Source organism: Sorangium sp. So ce302, from assembly GCF_051530145.1.
Lineage (GTDB): Bacteria > Myxococcota_A > Polyangia > Polyangiales > Polyangiaceae > Sorangium > Sorangium cellulosum_B.
In genome coordinates this window covers 8,359,890-8,378,649 of the sequence record NZ_CP150326.1, presented here as the reverse complement: position 1 = coordinate 8,378,649, position 18,760 = coordinate 8,359,890, and the positions used below count along the sequence as shown (strand labels likewise).

Below are 18,760 nucleotides of genomic sequence, written 5' to 3'. Positions count from 1 at the left end.
CGCGGCCCTCACCGGCCGCGTTCTCGCTTTTGTGGCTTCACGCGCGGCTCTCGTCCTGCCTCGGCCATCGAATTTCCTCGGCTGACAGCGGAGCTCCCGTGCTGTAAATGGCCTGTCTTCGGCGGGGGAGAAGGATGTCCGGGTGAGGATCAGCCGCCGCTCGCAGGTGCCGCCGTTCGCGGTCATGGAGGTGCTCGCCGCCGCCAACGCGCGGCGCGCGGCGGGTGAGCCGGTCATCAGCCTGTGCGCTGGCCAGCCGGGCTCAGGGGCGCCCGCCGCCGTGCGCGCGCGGGCGGCCGCGCTCCTCGCGGAGGGCGACCTCGGGTACACCGAGGCGCTCGGCATCCCGGCGCTGCGCCGCGCGCTCGCGGAGCACTACGGCCGCTGGTACGGCGTGGACCTCGACCCGTCGCGCGTCGCCCTCACCACAGGGTCGTCGGGCGGGTTCCTGCTCGCGTTCCTCGCGGCGTTCGAGGCGGGTGACCGCGTGGCGCTCGCTCGCCCGGGCTACCCGGCGTACCGGAACATCCTTCGGTCCCTCGGGGTGGAGGTGGTCGAGCTGCCGTGCGGCCCGGAGAGCCGCTTCCAGCTGACAACGTCGCAGCTCAGGGCCGCGTGCGACGGTGCAAAGCTCGATGGCGTGGTCCTGGCGAGCCCGGCGAACCCGACGGGCACGATGGTCGACGCCGCGGAGCTCGACGCGATGGCGCGCTGGTGCGCGGAGCATGGCGTCCGGCTGGTGAGCGACGAGATCTATCACGGCCTCACGTACGGCCCGTGGGCCGGGCGCCAGGCGACGGCGGCGCGCCACGTCGACGCGGGCGCCGTCGTCGTGTCGAGCTTCTCGAAGTACTGGGCCATGACGGGCTGGCGCCTGGGGTGGCTCGTGCTGCCGCCGGAGCTCGTCCCGACGGTCGACGCGCTGGCGGGGAACCTCGCGCTGTGCCCGCCCGCCCTGGCGCAGCACGCGGCGCTCGCGGCCCTGACCCCGGAGGTGTACGCCGAGGCGGACCGGCTGGTGGAGGGCTACGCGGCCGCGCGCGACCTGCTGCTGCGGCGGCTGCCCGAGCTCGGCTGGAAGGTCGCCCCGCCCGACGGCGCCTTCTACCTGTATGCCGACGTCGGCACGGACGACTCGGTCGCGTGGTGCGAGCGGCTGCTCGCCGACACGGGCGTGGCGCTCACGCCGGGCACGGACTTCGACGGCGAAGGCGGCGCGCGGTACGTCCGGCTGTCCTTCGCGGCCCCGGTCGAGCAGGTCGACGAGGCGGTGACGCGGATCGTCGCCTGGCAGCGCGCGCGGTGACCGGAGGGGGGTCGCCGGGGGGGCCCGGGGAGCTCACGAGGCGGCGCGCGTCTCCTTCGGCTTCCGCCGGCCCTCTGGCATGAGCACGGTGAGCGCCGTGTCGATGAACGCGCGCAGCTTCGCCTGCGTCTGCGCGCGGGCGGGGAAGTAGAGGAAGAACCCGGGCCCCGTCGGCGCATGGCGCTCGAGCGCCGTCGCGAGCGCCCCGCTGGCCAGATCCTCGGCGACGGCCAGATCGAACATGTACGCGAGCCCGAGCCCATCGCGCGCGAGGGACACCGTCAGATCGGCGTCGTTCACCGTGAGCGTGCCAGGGGCGTGCACGGTGATCTCGCGGTGATCGCGCACGAATTCCCAGCGATAGAGCGCGGCGCTCTGGAATCGGTACTGGATGCACGTGTGGGCGAGCAGATCCTCGGGCTCCTCCGGGCGGCCGTGGGCGGCGAAGTACGCCGGCGCGCCGACCACGAGCCAGCGGAGATCCGGCGTGAGGCGCACGGCGGTCATGTCCTGCGCGAGGTCCTCGCCGAGCCGCACGCCGGCGTCGAAGCCGGTCTCGGCGAGATCGACCAGGGCGTCGTCCACCGAGATCTCGACGGCCACGTCGGGGTAAGCGCGGCGGAAGCGCGGGAGCACCGGCTCGATCACGAAGGGCACGGCGGTCCGGGCGACGGTGAGGCGGAGCAGCCCCGCGGGCTGGCCGCGGAGCTCGTCGAGCGCCTCGAGCGCGGCGCTGATCTCACCGGCCGCGGGCGCGAGGCGCTCGTGGAGCCGCTTGCCGGCCTCGGTGAGCCCCACGCGGCGCGTCGTGCGCGAGAGGAGCGGGAGGCCGACGCGGCGTTCGAGGGCGCGGATCGCCTGGCTCACGGCGCCCGTGGTCACGCCGAGCTCCGCGGCGGCGGCGCGGAAGCTCCGGTGCCTCGCCACGGTGAGGAAGACGGTCAGACCCTCGAAGCGGTCCGTCGCGCGGTTCATGGCGCGATTGTATAGCAGCGCTGATCGGCTCGTTTCGCGCCGTGGGTCTACCGGTCGCGGCGGGGAGGGCGCATCTAACCAGCGCGCGGCCGGGCATGCCGCCCTGCGCGCAGGGAGAGGACGAAGGAGGCAGCATGGCCATCACCCTGGTGAACCCCAGCGGGTTGCCGAAGATCGAGGCGTACCGACAGGTGTCGATCGCCACCGGGTCGAAGCTCGTGTTCATCGCAGGTCAGGTCGCCTGGGATGCTGATGGGAGGACGATCGGCAGGGGCGACTTCGCCGCTCAGGTCGAGCAGTGTTACCTCAACGTCGCCACCGCCCTGGCCGGTGTTGGAGGCTCCTTCAACGACGTTGCGAAGCTGACCATCTATGCCGTGGGCTGGACTCCGGACAAGATGCCCCTGCTGCTGGAGGGGATCCGTCGGGCGGCCGCGAAGCTGGGAGTCACCCCGGTCCCGCCAGGGACGCTGCTGGGCGTGAGCGCGCTCTCCGACCCCGAGCACCTGGTCGAGGTCGAGGCCACCGCGGTCATCGACTGAGCGCAGCAGAGTAGCCCTCGAGCTTCACGCCGCTTCCGCCGTTGCCGGCGAGCTGGGTCTGGTACAACGCGTGGTAGGCGCCGCCCGCGGCGAGGAGCTCCGCGTGCGTGCCGCGCTCGACGATGCGACCCGCGTTCATCACGAGGAGCATGTCGGCGTCGCGGATCGTCGAGAGGCGATGCGCGATGACGAAGCTCGTACGCCGGGCGCGCAAGGCCGCCATCGCGCGCTGGACGAGCACCTCGGTCCGGGTGTCGACCGAGGAGGTCGCCTCGTCGAGGATCAGGATCGCCGGGTTCGCGAGGAACGCGCGGGCGATCGTGATGAGCTGCTTCTCGCCGGCGCTCAGGTTGCCCGAGTCCTCATCGATCACCGTATCGTAACCAGCAGGCAGGGCGCGCACGAAGCGGTCGACGTGCGCCGCGCGCGCTGCCTCCTGGATGTCGGCCTCGGTCGCGGCCGCGTTGCCGAACGCGATATTGTCACGGATCGTGCCCGAGAACAGCCATGTATCCTGCAGCACGATACCGAGCCTCGCGCGCAGCTCGTGGCGAGGCAAGCGCGCGATGTCGACGCCGTCGAGCAGGATCCGACCGCCGTCGAGCTCGTAAAACCGCATCAAGAGGTTCACGAGCGTGGTCTTGCCGGCGCCCGTCGGGCCGACGATCGCGACCGTCTGGCCTGGCAGGATCGTGAGGTCGAGGTCCTCGATGAGAGGCTCGTCGGGCTTGTAGCGGAACGTGACGTGCTCGAACCGGACCTCGCCGCTCACCTTCGGCAGGGCCGCGGGCGGGGTGGCGTCGGGTGACTGGCCCTGTTCGTCGAGCAGCTCGAACACCCGCTCTGCAGAGGCAACACCCGATTGCAGGACGTTCGTGACGGACGCGAGCTGGCCGAGCTGCTGAGAGAACTGGCGCGAGTACTGGATGAACGCTTGCACGCTGCCGAGCAGCATCGCGCCCGACGCGACGCGCAGGCCGCCGACGACGGCGATCGCGACGTAGGTCAGGTTCCCGACGAAGTTGACCGCCGGCATGATGATGCTGGACATGAACTGCGCGCGGAAGCTGGTCTCGAACAGCTCCTGGTTCGTGGACTGGAAGCGCGCCTCGACGTCGCGGCGTCGCCCGAGCACGTTGACGAGCGAGTGGCCGGTGAACGCCTCCTCGATCTGGCCGTTGAGCACGCCGACCTGCGCCCACTGCGCGACGAATTTCGCCTGCGCGCGCTTCGCGACCGCCGCGGTCGTGAGCACCGAGAGCGGCACGGTGAAGAGCGTGATCACCGCGAGCACCGGCGAGATCACGACGAGCATGACGATGATGCCGAGGAGCGTCAGCGCGCCGTTCATGATCTGCGTCAGGGTCTGCTGCAGGCCCTGCGCGACGTTGTCGATGTCGTTCGTGACGCGGCTCAAGAGCTCGCCGTGCGGGCGGCCGTCGAAGTAGGCGAGCGGCAAGCGGGCGAGCTTGTCCTGCGCCTCGGCGCGGAGCTGTCGCACGGTGTTCTGCACGACGTCGTTGAGCAGGTAGCCCTGCAGCCAGGCGAACAGCGACGCGCCGGCGTAGAGCGCCATCACGAGCAGGAGCAGCTCGGCGAGCTCGCGGAGCTGGATGCCGCGGCCGGGAACGACGTCCATGTGGCCCACGAGCTCGGCGAGCCGCGCCTGGCCGGAGCGCTGGAGCTCCGCGACGGCCTCGGCCTTCGTGGCGGCCGCCGGGAGGCGAGCGCCGATCACGCCGGAGAAGATGATGTCCGTCGCGCGGCCGAGCAGCTTCGGGCCGGCCAGGCCGAGCCCCACGCTGAGCAGCGAGCAAGCGAGCACGACCACGAGGCGCGCGCGCTCGGGGGTGAGGCGGCCGAGGAGGCGCCGCGCGGAGGGGGCGAACTGCTTCGCCTTCTGCGGCGGCGCGGCGCCCATGCCGAAGGGGCCGCGCGGCAGGATCGGGGAGCGCGCCCCCGCGGGGGCGGCGGGCGGGGGACCCGCGTGACGCGCGCTCATGCGGCCACCGCCGCATCGCGCTGCGAGGCCACGATCTCGGCGTAGGTCGGGCACGACGCGAGCAGCTCGCCATGCTTGCCCTGGCCGACGATCTCGCCGTTGTCGAGCACGAGGATCTGGTCCGCGTCGACGATGCTCGACACGCGCTGCGCGACGAGGATCACCGTGGCGGCGCGCGTGCGCTCGGCGAGCGCGGCCCGCAGCCGGGCCTCGGTCGCGACGTCGAGCGCGGAGAAGGCGTCGTCGAACAGGAACACGCGCGGCCGGCGCAGCAGGGCGCGGGCGATCGACAGCCGCTGGCGCTGGCCGCCGGAGACGTTCGTGCCGCCCTGCCCGATCGGCGTGTCGAGCTCTCGCGGCATCGCCTCGACGAAGTCGCGCGCTTGCGCGGCGGCGAGCGCCGCCCAGAGCTGCTCGTCGGTCGCCGCGGGGTCGCCGTAGCGCAGGTTCGAGGCCACCGTGCCGGAGAACAGGAAGGCTCGCTGCTGGACGAGCCCGATGCACGACCACACCGCCTCGAGGGCGAGCATGCGCGCGTCGACGCCGTCGAGCCGGACCTCGCCCCTCGTCGGATCGATGAGCCGCGCGATCAGGTCGAGCAGCGTGGTCTTCCCCGAGCCGGTGCTGCCGATGATCGCGGTGACCTGCCCGGGGCGCGCGACGAACGAGATGCCGCGCAGGACGGGCAGCTCGGCGCCCGGGTAGCGGTACTCGACGTCTCGCAGCTCGACGACGCCGGTCGGCTCGACGAGCGTCACGGGCTGGTCGGGAGCGCGCACGGACGGCTCGGTGTCCAGCACCTCGACGATGCGCTCCGAGCACGCGGCCGCGCGCGGCAGCATGACGGCCATGAACGTCACCATCATCACGGCCATCAGGATCTGCACCAGGTAGGCGAGGAACGCCGTCATCGAGCCGATCGCGAGCGTGCCGTCCGCGATCTGGTGCGCGCCGAACCACAGGACGGCGACGCTCGAAGCGTTGAAGACGAACATCACGGTCGGGAACATCAGCGCTTGCAGGCGGCCGATGCGCAGCGCGGTGTCGGTGAGGTCGCCGTTCGCGTGCTCGAAGCGCGCCGCCTCGGCGCGCTCGCGCACGAAGGCGCGGATCACGCGCACGCCGGTGATCTGCTCGCGCAGCACGCGGTTCACGGTGTCGATGAGGGGCTGCATCCTCCGGAACTGCGGCACCATCCGCGACATGATCGCGACGACGGCGCCCGCGAGCAGCGGCACCGCGATCGCGAGCAGCCAGGCGAGCGACCCGTCCTCGCGCAGCGCCATCACGATGCCGCCGACGCACATGATCGGCGCGAGGACGAGCATCGTACAGCCCATCATCACCACCGTCTGCACCTGCTGGACGTCGTTGGTCGTGCGCGTGATGAGCGACGGCGCCCCGAACCGCGACAGCTCGCGCGCGGAGAACTCGCCGACGCGGTGGAACACCGCCGCGCGCAGGTCGCGACCGAAGCTCATCGCGACGCGCGCGCCGGCGTAGTTCGCGGCGACCGAACACACGATCTGGACGCCGGTGATCGCGAGCATGATCGCGCCGAGCTCCAGGATCCGCGGCGTGTCACCGAGCGCGATGCCCTGATCGATGATGTCGGCGTTCAGGCTCGGCAGGTACAGCGAAGCGAGCGTCGCCACGAGCTGGAGCGCGACGACGAGCGCCAGCAAGCGCGCCTGTGGGCGCAGGAAACGGCGCAACAGCTGCCTCAGCAAGGCTCCTCCTCTTCGGAGCGGCGGCGGATACCGTCGAGCAGGACCGCCACGACCTCCGCGGCGGTCAGGGGCATGCCGTCGGTGATCCGCGGGTGTGTGCCCGCGAACGTCATCATGCGCAGGAGCCGCGCTGCATACGCGGGATCGCAGCGCAGCTCGTCGCGCGACGCATCGAACAGGCGCTCGAGCTGCACGTGAACCTGCTCATCCTGGCGCGGCGCCTGAGCGCATCCGGACTCGGGGCGCATGGGCGGCGGCATCGTCATGCCGAGCATCGAGATGAGCTGCCAGATGCCCTCGACGCGGCGCTGCAGGACCTCGACCGCCTGGATCAAGCGCTCACGGAGCGGCGCTGCGAGATCGATGCGCTCCAGCTCTCGCAGCGTCGGCGCCGGATCGAACAGGGTCGCGATCGCCGCCTGGATCAGCGACTCCTTGTCGGGGAACACGCGGAACAGCGTCCCTTCCGCGGTGCCGGCGGCCATCGCGATCTGCGCCGTCGTCACATCGCGGCCGTACAAGCGCAGCAGCGGGATGGTCGCCGCGATGATGCTCGCGCGACGCTCCTCCGGACGCAGGGGAGGAGCTCGCCGGCTTGGTGGTGCCATGCGTCCCGTGTAGCGGAGTGAGCGCTCACTCGTCAAGAGTGAGCGCTCACTCACTCGGTATGAAGGCGGCCGGTGGGGCCCGCGCCGGGACACGACGGAAGGAGGACCCAGCCGCCCTTTTCAGGTGAAACTATTGAAATCGTTTCGCTTTCGTCCGTGCGCTCCCGCGCACGGACGACGAGGCCCAGGGTCGTCCGTGGTTGTGCGCTTCCGGAAGGCCCCAGGATCAGCGCGCGCCGGAGAGCCTCGCGATGAACCCGCGGGACTCGTTATCGCTCTCGCTCCCGAGCGGCGCGGCGAGGCCATCGAGGCGGAGCGCGCCCGTCACGGCGCCGGCGACGTAGACGGGCCCGCCGAGCGCCCCGTCCACCGCGACGACGCGGAGGGCGACGGTGCCGGCGCCTTCGACCTTGGTCGCGGAGATCAGGCTGCCCTGCGCGTCGAGCCGCATCAGAAACCCCGCCCGCTTCTGGGACGTCGTGAGGCTCCCGGCGCTCCCCAGCGGGATCGTGCCCGTGAACTCCCCCGTGACGTAGATCGCGCCAGCGCCGTCCACCGCCACGCCGGCCGCGACCTGGCTCTCCTTGTCGTCGCCGAACCCGCGGCTCCACACGACGCCCTTCCTCGAGACGCGCGCGACGAAGAAGCTCTCCGTGTCCCCCGCGTCGGGCAACGCCGGGCAGCCGCCGCCGAGGTCGACGAGCCCCCGGTACGAGCCGGCGATCACGACGTCGCCGTCCGGGAGCAGCGCGGCGCCGTGCTGCGCCACCTGCTGATCCCCCTCGAGGTTCAGCGTGGTCAAGTCCACCAGAGCGCCGTCGATCGCCGTGTAGCGCGCGACGAAGACGTCGCGCTGCTCCGAGGCGAAGGGGGTCTGCCCACCGAACGTGACCGCTCCGCCGATCGACTCGTAGTCGCCCACGACGGTCACGAGGTTGCCGCTCGCCTTCGGGTTGACGGGGAGCGCCTTGACGGTCACGGCCGCCCGCGGCCCGAGGCGGTGTTGCCACTTGCACGCGCCGTCCGCCGGGTAGAGCGCGGCGAGCAACGCTGACTCCGCCGGGACGCTCTTCAGCTCGCACGGGCCGAAGCTCCGGCCGGCGTCCGTCACGTCGACGGCGAAGACGACCGCCTCGGAGCTCGCCGCCATGGCGCGCGCCGTGGTGTTGTGCTGCGCGTCGACGCTCCACGCCCACCCGCAACGGCCGTTCGCGTCGAGCGCCGCGACGAAGCTCGTCGTGTAGCTGGTGGCGACCAGCGGAGGGCCGACGCGGCACGCGTCGAGGAGCCCACCGGGGAGATTGGTGGCTCCTGCGGCCTCCCCGGCCACGTAGGTGGTGCCGCCGCTCGCAGCCAGGTGCAAGCCCCAGACATCGTTCGCCGACAGCCCGTACCGGGAATCGTTTTCCCCGCCGGAGGTCCACTTCGCGACCGAGAAGCGGAACGCCCCGCTGTCGAGGACCTCCGTGATGACCGCCGTCAGCGCGCCGTCCGACGCCGCGAGGTCGCCGACGTCGAAGCCGAGCGTCTCTCCCCAGCTGGCCGACGGCTCGACGAGGGTCCCCTCGGCGTCGCTGCACAGCGGACCCCCACCGCCGTTGCCCCCGCCGCCCCCGCCGTCGCCGCCCCCGCCGTCGCCGCCGCTGCCCCCGCTGCCTCCACCGCCGCCGCCGCTGTCGCCGCCGCCTGCACCACCGGTGCCCGCACCACCGGCGCCCGAGCCTCCCGTGCCAGGGCCTCCCGAGGAGGAGGCCGAGGCCGCGCCCGCGCCGGACTGCGACGGAGCCAGCTCACCGACCTCCAGCCCGATGATCGCGTTGCAGCCCCCCGCCGCCGCAGCGAGCAGGCAGGCGCAGGACACGACGGATCGGAGGGCACCAGGTTCGGGTCTCATCGGGTCGGCTCTCCGTTGCGTGGCACCCTCGATGCCGCCACCGAGCCAGCGCGGGCTCAGTGGCATGCCCTGGCGTACTCCTCATAGATGTAGGTGGACATGCAGAGCAGGCTGCAGGAGCCGAACGGGCCCTTGCGCCCGCACCGGGGGTCCGTCAGAAACACGTTGCTCGCCGCGGTGCAAGCGAGGCCGCTGCAGCTGACCGCGCGGAACTCCTTCTCCTCCTCGCCGCTGCAGTCGTAATCAAAGCCGCCTCCCGTAGGGATCGGGGTGTCATAGAAGGTGCTGGGCTGGTCGGGGTGGACCAGTGCGTTGTTGTCGTTGCAATCATCGCCACCCTCGCACGCGGTCGATCGATAGTGGTCGCCGTCGGCATCGCAATCGACGGCGCCGCCGCCGGAGCCGGAGGTCGCCGAGCTGGCGCTCGCGCTGGAGGTCGCCGCGCCGCCGCCGGAGCCGGAGGTCGCCGAGCTGGCGCTCGCGCTGGAGGTCGCCGAGCCGCCGCCGGAGCCGGAGGTCGCCGAGCCGCCGCCGGAGCCCGCGGAGCCGCCGCCGGCGCCCGGTGCACCGCCGCCGGCGCCCGGTGCACCGCCGCCGGAGCCCATCGGGCCGTCGCCGTTCCCGCCGGCGCTGGAGGCCTCCGCGCCGCCGCCGGGGCCCGCCGCGCCCGAGGACGCGACGGCGGAGCTCGCCGCGTCCGTCGCGCCGCCCGCGCTCGTGCTGGAGCGTTCCGTGAAGGTGGCGTCGGGGAATCCACAGCTGAGTCCGGCAGGGAGGGCCAGGCAGAAACAGAAGAGGCGGTGAAGCGAGCGCATCCTCTCATAGAAGCTGCCAGTCCCCGCTTCGTCAACCCGGGCTGGAATGCGCACCGCTGCGGTCCGGTCGCAGGCTCCGTGTCGTCGTGCGGAAATGTCATGGACTGCTCGCGTGGTGCGCTGGCGTCCGCGCGTGGCGCTCACGGCAACCCCTTCACCCGGGCGATGAACCCTTCGCCCGGCGCAGCGCTGGAATGGTCGCTGGGGACGAGAGAGAACGTCTCCGTCAGCTCACCGCCGATGGTGAAGGGATCGCCGAGCGTCGCGCCCGGCGCGACCGCCCACACGCCCACGGTGCCTGTGCCCGCGAACGCGGTCGCCGAGAGGACGTTGCCGCTGGGATTGAGCACGATCAGAAAGCTCTGCAATTCGTCCGTCCCGGCCGTGAGCCTCTCGCCGTTCCCCAGGGCGATCTCGCCCTCGAGCGTCCCGGCCATGTAGATCGCGCCTGCTCCGTCCACCGCCAGACTGACGACCATCTGATCTCGCTTCTCGTCGCCGAACCCGCGGCTCCAGACCACTCCCTCCCTCGAGACGCGCGCGACGAACGAGTTCTCCGTGTCTCCTGTGGGAGGCAGGAGCGGACAGTCGTCCTCGAAGCTGAAGGACGGCCCGGTGTAGGTCCCGGAGATCACGAGTTCGCCGTCCGGGAGCATCGCGGACCCGTGCCGCGCCGCAGCCTGGGTCCCAGGGGCCGTGAGCGGGATGAGGCCCGTCAGGGCGCCGTCATCGAGCCGGAAGCGCGCCACGAACAGGTCGCGATCCGGCGCGCGGGGGAGCTTTCTTCCCTGGATGTCGATGGGCTCATCCGGCGCGTCGTAGTCGCCCACGACGAGCACCTCGCCGGTCTCCGGCGCGGCGACGACCTCCGCGACGTGCACGGCCGCGGAGGATCCGAGCGCGCGGCTCCACCGGCACTTGCCGCCTGCGTTGAAGGTCACGAGATCCGTGACCCCGCGCTGATCGGCGGCCCCGAGGACGCACTCGTCGGTCTTCGCGCTCGTCGCCCCGGAGCGCGAGACGGCGAAGGCGACCCGGTCGGCCGTCGCCGCGAGCCCGAGCGGGTAGGCGTTGACCTCGGCGTCCACGCTCCAGGCCCACCTGCACTTGCCCAGCTCGTCGAGCGCCAGCAGGAAGCTCGGCTTGCGGCCAGTGTCCGCGCTCGCGCTGGCGGTGCACCTGCCGCCCGACGCGAGCAAGGTGAGGGGTGCTTCCGACCTGCCGGCCACATAAGCGAGGTCCGAGGCGATGGCCAGGTGCTCGGCCGAGACGCTGCCGAGCATGTCGCCGGTCGTCATCCCGTACGCGCTCTCGCGGACCCCGGCCGGGCTCCACCTCGCGACCGAGAACCCCGTCCTGGTCTTGGTGGGCTCGCTGGCGAGCACCCGGCTCTCCTTGACCAGGGCCGTCACCTCGCCGTCTCGCGCCGCGAGGCCGACGACCGCCAGGCCGGACAGCGCGCCCCACTCTCCCGACGGTGTCCGGACGGCTCCCTCGCGGGCGTAGCTGCAGAGCGCCTCGTTCCCGCCGCCAGCGCCGCCCTCGCCAGCGCCGCCCTCGCCGGCGCCGCCCTCGCCGCGACCGCCTTCACCTCCTGCGCCGCCGGCCGACACGCTCGAAGCGGTGGCGCCCGCGCCGCCCGCCGAGGAGTCGAGATCGCCGACCTCGAGCCCGATGATCGCGTTGCAGCCCCCCGCGGCCGCGGTGATGAGCAGCCCGGCGCAGAACATGGGTCGAGTGCTCCTGAGATCGCGCTTCATCTCCCGTCTCCTGGTGGCGCGGTGCCGCCGCGGCCGCCAGCGAGAGCTCTCGCCTCGCTCGCCACCATCGACTTCATGGCGAGCGTCGCTCCAGGAGTCGAGGGGGTTCCGGCGCGTCCCTCACCGAAAAGCGCGCTCTCCGCCGACAGCCATCGACCGGAGCGCGCGCCGCGGCGATCCGGTCGCAGCGGCCGATGCGGGTGGCGGGGCGTCGAGCGCTCACGGCCCGGCGCGCCGGACCGCGGGGATCACCGCACGCCCGGGAGCTCGGCGATGAACCCGCGCCCCATCGCGTCGGTGAGCGGCGGGTCGCGCCCGATATCGAGGGTGCTGCCCAGCTCCCCGCCGAGATAGAGGGCGTCGCCAGGCGCCGGGCCGGGCGCGGCGGCCCACACGTAAGCGTCGCCCGTCCCCTTCAGCTCGGAGGCGGAGACGACGTTGCCGCGGGCGTCGAGCACGATCAGAAACCCGACCATCGGATCGGCGTCCGTCGCGGGAGCGACGAGCTTCCCGCCGTTCCCGAGGTCGATCTCGCCCTGGTAGTTCCCCGTCACGTAGATCAGTCCATCGGGCGCCGCCGCCACGCTGGTGACCCACTGCCGGTGCCCCGCGTCGCCGAACCCGCGGCCCCAGACCACGGACGGGCCGGAGACGCGCATGACGAAGAAGTTCTCCATGTCCGGCGCGTCCTCTTCGGGCGCCGGCGGGCAGCCCTCGCCGAAATCGAGCGAGCCGGCATAGGAGCCGACGATCACGACGTCGCCGTCCGGGAGCAGCGCGGCCCCGCGCTGGTCCACCTCCTGACGCCCGGGGAGGGGGAACGCGTCGATGCCCTTGAGCGACCCCTCGGTCAGCGTGAAGCGCGCCACGAACACATCGCGATCCTGCGAGGGAGGGAGCAGCGCTCCCCCGACGACGTAGCCCTCCTCGCCCTCGTAGCGGCCGACCGCCAGCACCTCGCCGCGCGCCTCGTCGACGAGGAGCTCTCCGACGGTCACGGCCGGCGACGGGCCGATGGGCATCCCCCACAGGCAACCGCCTGCCGCCGGATCGAGCGCGGCCAGGCCCACGGACGTCTCCGCGCCGCCCATGGCGAGGGTGCACGTGCCGTCGTTCACGCTCGGCCCCTTCACCGAGGCGGCGATCACCACGGCGCCGGGCGCCGCCGCGAGGCCGAGCGGGGTGGAGGTGGCGCCGCCCTCCGGCGACCACGCCCACCGGCACTGGCCCTTCTCGTCGAGCGCAGCGAGGAAGCTCGGGTGAGAGCGCGCGAGCTCGCTGATGACGCACCCGGTGGTGGACGCGCTGGGCAGCTGGGGGCCGCTGTCCGACCACCCTGCCACATAGGCGAGCCCCTGGCCGATGGAGAGGTGCGTGGCCTTGATGTCGCCTTCCAGCAGATCGGTCGCCGTCAGCCCATACCCGGCATCGCGGGTGCCGCCGCGCGCCCACCGCGCGACGGAGATCGTGCCCTTCTCGTTGACGATGGCCGTCACCCCGTCGCCGTGCGCCGCGACGTCGGTGACGTCGAGCCCGATGGTCGTGCCCCAGCGTGCCTGCGGCCCGCGGATGGCGTCCTCGCGATCCTCGCCGCAGAACGGCGCCTCGCCGCCGCCGCCGCTGCCGCCCGCGCCAGCGCCGCCGCCGCTGCCGCCCGTGCCGGCGCCGCCGCTGCCACCGCCGCCCTCGGCCCCTCCGCCCGTGCCCGTGCCCGCGCCGCCCGTGCCGCCCGTCGATGCGTCCAGCTGGCCGACCTCGAGGCCGATGAGCGCGTTGCAGCCTCCCACGCCCGCGGCGACGAGCAGGACGGCGGAGACCACGGCTCGGATGCTCCTCTGATCGCGCTTCACCACCAGGGCCCCTCCCTCGCGGCGACGCCGCGCAGCTCCCGTCAAAAAACGACAGTCGCCACGGCGCCGCCCGGCACCACGCCGATGGTGGCCCGGGGCGCTGGCGACCCTTGCCCCGAGGAGGGCGCCGTGAAGACGAGCACCGCGCCCGTGCCCAGCGCCGCCGCCCCGACGAGGAACGCGACCGTCGAGATCGTCCCCGCGGTCACGCCCTGCTTTTGCAGCTTGATCCCCTGATCCAGGCAGACGTTGTCCTCGTCGCAGTACGCCTCGGCGTCGCCCTTCTTCCCGATCGCGCGCGCGCCGAACACGGCGCCGACGCCGATCCCGACCGCGCCGACGCCGGCGCTGATCCAGCCGGCCGTCCGCCGGGGCGAGCCCCCCGCCTCCTGCGGGGCGGTCTTCGGGGGGAGCGCAGGCCCCGCGCCCGCGGCGGCCGCGGCCTCCTCCGGCGCCACGACCAGCTCGACCTGCGCGCCCTCCGCGAGCTGCACCGTGAAGATCTTCTGCTTCCGGCCCGGCGCCGCCGCCGTCACCTGGACCTCGCCCGGGTCCACCGGCAACGACGAGCCCAGCGAGCCCGCGCCGACCGGGACCCCCGCGCGCTGCACCGCCGTGTCCGCGGGCGCCCCCGGCGCGAGCCGGATCGTGAGCCTCGGCACGCGGGCCTCGAGCGCCGCCGCGCGCGACTGGGCGATGGGGCGGCGGTCGTCGTTCGCGGGCAGATCGCGCGCGAGCTGCCGGAAGATCGACCACGCGGTCGCGACCCTGCCGCGCTTCTCCTCGCAGTCGCCGAGGTTGAGCAGCGCCCCGGGCGCCGGATCGAGCTCGTAGCTCTCCCGGAATTTCGGGCACGCGGCGTCGTAGTCCTTCGCCTGCAGCGCCGCCCTGCCGGCGTCGAACAGCGCCTCCGCGGCCGCAGGATCGCGCCCCTGCGCGGAGGCGTCGGGGCAGGCGAGGAGCACGGCTCCTCCCAGGGCGAGCACCTCCGCCGGGAATCGTCTACGCGAGCTCGATCTACGCATCCGTGCGGCCTCAACGTCTCCGGTTGTACGGGTCCTCCGCCGGCGTCGGCGCGGGGGCCGGCGTCGTGGCGGCGGGCGCCTTCGTCGCGGTCGCGGGGGATCGCGCCCTGCCCCCGGCGGCGGGCCTCGGCGCGGCCGCGCTCGCGCTCGCCGGCGCGGCGTGCGCGGACGCGCTCGCGGCCGTCGCGCTCGCGGCCTCGAGCGCCGGCGTGGTCGCGGGCGCGGACGGCGCGATCGCGGGGACCGCATCGCCGGACGGCGCCGGCTGCACGCCGGCCCCGAGCGAGCCTGCGCTGTCGGGCGGCGCCGTCGTCGCCCCGGCGCCCGCGGTGGGGCGCGGCTCGGCCTCCACCGTGGAGCCGTGCGACGGATCCTCCGCGCCCCTTTCGCCCGCGCGCTGCCACCACACGAGCGCGACCAGGGCACCCACGGCCAGCACGCCGGCGCCGGCGAGGAGCGCGCCCGTGGCCGCTGCGCGCGGCGCGGAGCGCTCCGCGCTGGCCGAGCGCTCCACGACCGGCGAGACCGTGCCGGTGCTGGCCGCGCCGCCGCCGGCCGCGACACCGCTGGCCGTGCCCGCCGCGGCGAACTCCGTGCCGCGCGGCCCGCTCCCGGGACCTCGCGCCTGCGCCGACGGGCGCCCTGGATCCGAGTGCAGGAGCCCGCGCCCGTGCTCCGAGTGCAGCGGCGCGCGCCCGGGATCCGGGTGCGCGCCCGGGGCCAGCTCGAGCGCCGCGCCGCCCCGCGCCTGGCGGAGCGTGCGCTGCATCGCGCGGGCGTTCGGCCAGCGGCGGTCGGGGTCGAACGCGAGCGCCACGTCCATCACGCCGGCGATCGGCGGGGGCAGGGCCGGCAGGACGCTGCCCACGGGCGGCGCCGGCTGCGTCATCGCCGCGAGGAGCAGCAGCGGGAGCGTCTCGGCCTCGTGCACGTACCGCCCCGAGAGGAGCTGGTACATCGTGCTCCCGACGGCCCACAGATCGCTGCGCGGGTCGACCCTGTCCCACTGCCCCCGCGCCTGCTCCGGCGGCATGAACTGCGGCGTCCCCATCAGGGTGCCGGCGCGCGTGGAGGCGTTCGCCGGGGAGGAGTGCTCGCGCAGCCGCGCGATGCCGAAGTCGAGCACCTTCAGCTGCCCCTGGCGCGTGAGGAACAGGTTGTCCGGCTTGAGGTCGCGGTGCACGATCCCGCGCTCGTGCGCGACGGCGAGCACGTCGAGCAGGTCGTCGGCGATGCCGAGCACCTCGTTCACGCCGAGCACGCCGCCCGGCTCGCGCGCGCGGCGCGCCTCGACGGTCTCGCCCTCGAGCAGCTCCATCACCAGGAACACGGAGCCATCGTCGGTGACGTCGTCGTCGAGCACCCGGACGATGCCCGGGTGCTCGACGCGGTTGGCGACGTAGCCCTCGCGCAGGAAGCGCGAGCGCGCCTCCTCGTCCTCGGACAGCTCGCGGCGGAGGATCTTCACCGCGCCGCGCATCCCGTTGCGGTGCGTGGCGGCGTAGACCATGGCCATCCCGCCGAAGCCCAGCAGGCGCTCCAGCCGCCACTTGCCGCGCAGGACCTGGCCTACGAGCGCTTCGGGCCGGAAGCCTTCAGGGTGGACGCGGGTCATCGGCGAGCATCACCCCCGGCGCGGGCCACGTGGGTCGTCGCGTCGCCGGCGGAGCCAGCGAGGCCGGCGCGGCTGGAGCGACGGGGACGGCTGGCGGGCGCGCGAGGCATGACGGGCGCATGTTACCCCGGTCTGACGCCGCGGTGCGTGAAACCGTCCAGGGTACGCCTGCGCGCTCGCCGGATCGGGCGGATCCCGGGCGTCGCGGGCAGCGGCGCGGGGCCCGACGCCCTTGACGTCGCGCGCGAACGGGGACACTCCGCCGCCCTCACGGGGGATCGAGCGAGCATGCGCAAGACGATGAGCCAAGCGGCGTGGATCCTCCTCGCCGCCATTTCCTCGATCCGGTGCGGCGGCGCGGGCGCCCATCCCCCTGAGGGCCCTGCGCAGGAGCCCGCCGGCCGCCCGGCCGCGGAGGCCCCGGACGACGAGCTCCGCGCCGTCGCCGCGATCCACGGCGGGGCGGGGCCGTGGGCCGTCGCCGGCTACCGCATGGGGCGCTTTGCGCTCGCGAGGCTCGGGCTGCCCGCGAGGAGCTTCGACCTCGAGGTGATCCACCACAGCCCGCGGAACGTGCAGTTCTCCTGCATCGCCGACGGCGCCGCCGCTGCGACGGGGGCCAGCCTCGGGAAGCTGAATCTCAGCCTGATCGAGGCGAGCGAGGACGGCGTGGAGACCACGTACAGGCGCAGGTCGACCGGGCAGGCCGTGACCCTCCGCCCGTCTGCGGCCTTCCGCGCGCGCTTCCGCGATGTGCCGAGAGAGACGCTGGAATCGGCCGGCAGGGAGGTCCTTTCCTTGCCAGACGCCGAGGTATTCGAGGAAGCGCCGGCGCGCGTCGCCAGCCCGCCGCCCGGCGCGCCGAGGTGACGCGCCTGCCCCGGGGGGCGCGCTGCCTCCGGAATTCACCGGAACCGCAGGCGCACACGTGCTACTCCCGGCGCCGCTGAGATGATCACGCTCGAAAAGCTCACCAAGCGGTACGGTCCCAAAATTCTCTTCGAGAACGTCACGATGCGCTTCGACCCCGGCAAGCGCTACGTGCTCGTCGGCGCGAACGGAGCGGGGAAATCGACGCTCCTCAAGGTCATCTCCGGCGAGGAGGAGTCGGATCAGGGCTCGGTCGAGATCCCGAGGCAGCTCCGCGTCGGGGTGCTCAAGCAGGACCATTTCGCCTACGAGTCCTGCAGGATCGTCGACACGGTCCTGATGGGGAACCGGGCGCTCTGGGACGCGATGCAGGAGCGCGATCGGCTGTACGAGGTCGAGATGACCGATGAGGTCGGCATGCGGCTGGCCGAGCTCGAGGGGACGATCGGCGAGGAGGACGGCTACACCGCCGAGTCGCGCGCCGCCGAGATCCTCGAGGGGCTCGGGATCGCGACCGCCCGGCACACGAGCACGGTGAGCACGCTCGCGGGCGGGTACAAACTCCGCGTCCTCATCGCCCAGACGCTCTTCGGGGGCGCGGACGTCCTGCTCCTCGACGAGCCGACGAACCACCTCGACCTCGACTCGATCCGCTGGCTCGAGTCGTACCTGACCGACACCTTCCGCGGCACGCTCCTCGTCGTCAGCCACGACCGGCACTTCATGAACGCGATCGCGACGCACGTCGCCGACGTCGACTACCAGACGGTCACGCTCTACACGGGCGACTACGACGACTTCATCGAGCAGAAGACGACCGGCAAGCGCCAGTCGGAGGCCGACGCCGCGCAGAAGAAGAAGAAGATCGCCGAGCTCAAGGACTTCGTGGCCCGCTTCGGCGCGAGCGCGAGCCGGTCGAGCCAGGCGCAGTCGCGCGTGAAGGAGATCGAGAAGCTCGAGGCGGGCATCCAGGTGCGGCGCTCGAGCGTCGTGCGCCCGTACATCAAGTTCGAGATCGAGAAGCCCTCTGGCCGCGACGTGCTGCGCGTCGAGGGCCTCTCCAAGAGCTTCGGCGATCGGCGCGTGATCCAGAAGCTCGATTTCAACCTGAACCGCGGCGACAAGCTCGCGGTCATCGGGCCGAGCGGCATCGGCAAGTCGACGCTGCTCAAGCTCCTCGTCGGCGAGTACACGCCGGACGCCGGGGCCGTCACGTGGGGCCACGACACGAACGTCGGCTACTTCGCGCAGGATCACCACGAGGCGATCGAGGCGGGGTTCACGGCCTACGACTGGCTGTACCGCTTCGACCCGTCCGCCCCGAAGGAGCACGTGCGCTCGGTGCTCGGGAAGCTGCTCTTCAGCGGCGAGGCCGGGCTCAAGAAGACGGAGAACCTCTCCGGCGGCGAGGCGGCGCGCCTGTTCCTCGCGAAGCTCATCCTGGTGAAGAACAACATCGTCGTGCTCGACGAGCCGACGAACCACCTCGACGTCGAGAGCATCGACGCGCTCCTCCAGGCGCTCGTCGAGTACAAGGGGACGGTCGTCGTGACGAGCCACGACCGGCACTTCGTGGGCAGGCTCGGCACCCGCGTGCTCGATCTGTCGTCGAAGGATCCGCGCGTCTTCAACGGCACGTACGACGAGTACCTCGAGGGGCCGGGGAACCCGGACGCGCTGAAGAACGCCAGGGCCTCGTAGCGCGCCCGCCGGAGCCCTGGGGCGCGCTCCAGGGCGCACGCGGATCCGTTCGTCCGCTCGAGGCACG

14 protein-coding genes are annotated in these 18,760 nt (G+C 73.0%); 4 read left to right on the top strand and 10 right to left on the bottom strand.

Features of this window, described 5'->3' with window-relative positions; genetic code table 11:
• The first annotated feature begins 142 nt into the window (after positions 1–142).
• Entirely contained in the window at positions 143–1,306 is a 1,164-nt protein-coding gene (locus WME73_RS31670) for a pyridoxal phosphate-dependent aminotransferase (RefSeq protein WP_437740089.1), read from the top strand.
• 33 nt (positions 1,307–1,339) lie between these two features.
• On the opposite strand, the gene WME73_RS31665 is transcribed toward WME73_RS31670, so the two are convergent.
• Entirely contained in the window at positions 1,340–2,281 is a 942-nt protein-coding gene (locus tag WME73_RS31665; protein WP_437911956.1) for a LysR substrate-binding domain-containing protein, read from the bottom strand.
• 134 nt (positions 2,282–2,415) lie between these two features.
• Here WME73_RS31665 and WME73_RS31660 point away from each other — a divergent pair, with 134 nt between their 5' ends.
• Positions 2,416–2,823 (top strand): RidA family protein, encoded by a 408-nt coding sequence (locus WME73_RS31660; RefSeq protein WP_437740087.1) that lies wholly within the window; start codon positions 2,416–2,418, stop codon positions 2,821–2,823.
• On the opposite strand, the gene WME73_RS31655 is transcribed toward WME73_RS31660, so the two are convergent.
• From WME73_RS31655 to WME73_RS31615, 9 genes are all read right to left on the bottom strand, one after another.
• Positions 2,813–4,825, bottom strand: a complete 2,013-nt coding sequence (locus WME73_RS31655) for an ABC transporter ATP-binding protein (protein ID WP_437911955.1) — start codon at positions 4,823–4,825, stop codon at positions 2,813–2,815. The genes WME73_RS31660 and WME73_RS31655 overlap by 11 nt on opposite strands.
• The gene (locus WME73_RS31650; protein ID WP_437740085.1) at positions 4,822–6,555 is read right to left on the bottom strand and encodes an ABC transporter ATP-binding protein; all 1,734 of its coding nucleotides are present in this window, start codon (positions 6,553–6,555) and stop codon (positions 4,822–4,824) included. The genes WME73_RS31655 and WME73_RS31650 overlap by 4 nt, the downstream gene beginning before the upstream one ends.
• The gene (locus WME73_RS31645) at positions 6,549–7,163 is read right to left on the bottom strand and encodes a TetR/AcrR family transcriptional regulator (protein ID WP_437911954.1); all 615 of its coding nucleotides are present in this window, start codon (positions 7,161–7,163) and stop codon (positions 6,549–6,551) included. Before WME73_RS31645 ends, WME73_RS31650 begins: the two co-directional genes overlap by 7 nt.
• Positions 7,164–7,389: 226 nt before the next feature.
• The gene (locus tag WME73_RS31640; protein WP_437911953.1) at positions 7,390–9,057 is read right to left on the bottom strand and encodes a hypothetical protein; all 1,668 of its coding nucleotides are present in this window, start codon (positions 9,055–9,057) and stop codon (positions 7,390–7,392) included.
• Between the two features lie 56 nt (positions 9,058–9,113).
• Positions 9,114–9,872: a hypothetical protein gene (locus tag WME73_RS31635; RefSeq protein ID WP_437740082.1), complete on the bottom strand. Its 759-nt coding sequence runs from the start codon at positions 9,870–9,872 to the stop codon at positions 9,114–9,116.
• A 140-nt stretch (positions 9,873–10,012) separates the two neighbouring features.
• Complete coding sequence (locus WME73_RS31630) at positions 10,013–11,602, bottom strand: hypothetical protein (protein WP_437911952.1); 1,590 nt, start codon at positions 11,600–11,602, stop codon at positions 10,013–10,015.
• 278 nt (positions 11,603–11,880) lie between these two features.
• Positions 11,881–13,452, bottom strand: coding sequence for a hypothetical protein (locus WME73_RS31625; RefSeq protein ID WP_437911951.1), 1,572 nt, complete (start codon positions 13,450–13,452; stop codon positions 11,881–11,883).
• Positions 13,453–13,523: 71 nt separating this feature from the next.
• Positions 13,524–14,447, bottom strand: coding sequence for a tetratricopeptide repeat protein (locus WME73_RS31620; RefSeq protein WP_437740079.1), 924 nt, complete (start codon positions 14,445–14,447; stop codon positions 13,524–13,526).
• Between the two features lie 70 nt (positions 14,448–14,517).
• Positions 14,518–16,122 carry a protein kinase domain-containing protein gene (locus WME73_RS31615; protein WP_437911950.1) on the bottom strand — a complete coding sequence of 535 codons (1,605 nt, stop codon included), beginning with the start codon at positions 16,120–16,122 and terminating at the stop codon, positions 14,518–14,520.
• 300 nt (positions 16,123–16,422) lie between these two features.
• Between WME73_RS31615 and WME73_RS31610 the strand changes: the two genes are divergently transcribed.
• Positions 16,423–16,992, top strand: a complete 570-nt coding sequence (locus WME73_RS31610; RefSeq protein ID WP_437911949.1) for an FmdE family protein — start codon at positions 16,423–16,425, stop codon at positions 16,990–16,992.
• Between the two features lie 81 nt (positions 16,993–17,073).
• Positions 17,074–18,693: an ABC-F family ATP-binding cassette domain-containing protein gene (locus WME73_RS31605; protein ID WP_437911948.1), complete on the top strand. Its 1,620-nt coding sequence runs from the start codon at positions 17,074–17,076 to the stop codon at positions 18,691–18,693.
• Positions 18,694–18,760: the final 67 nt, after the last annotated feature.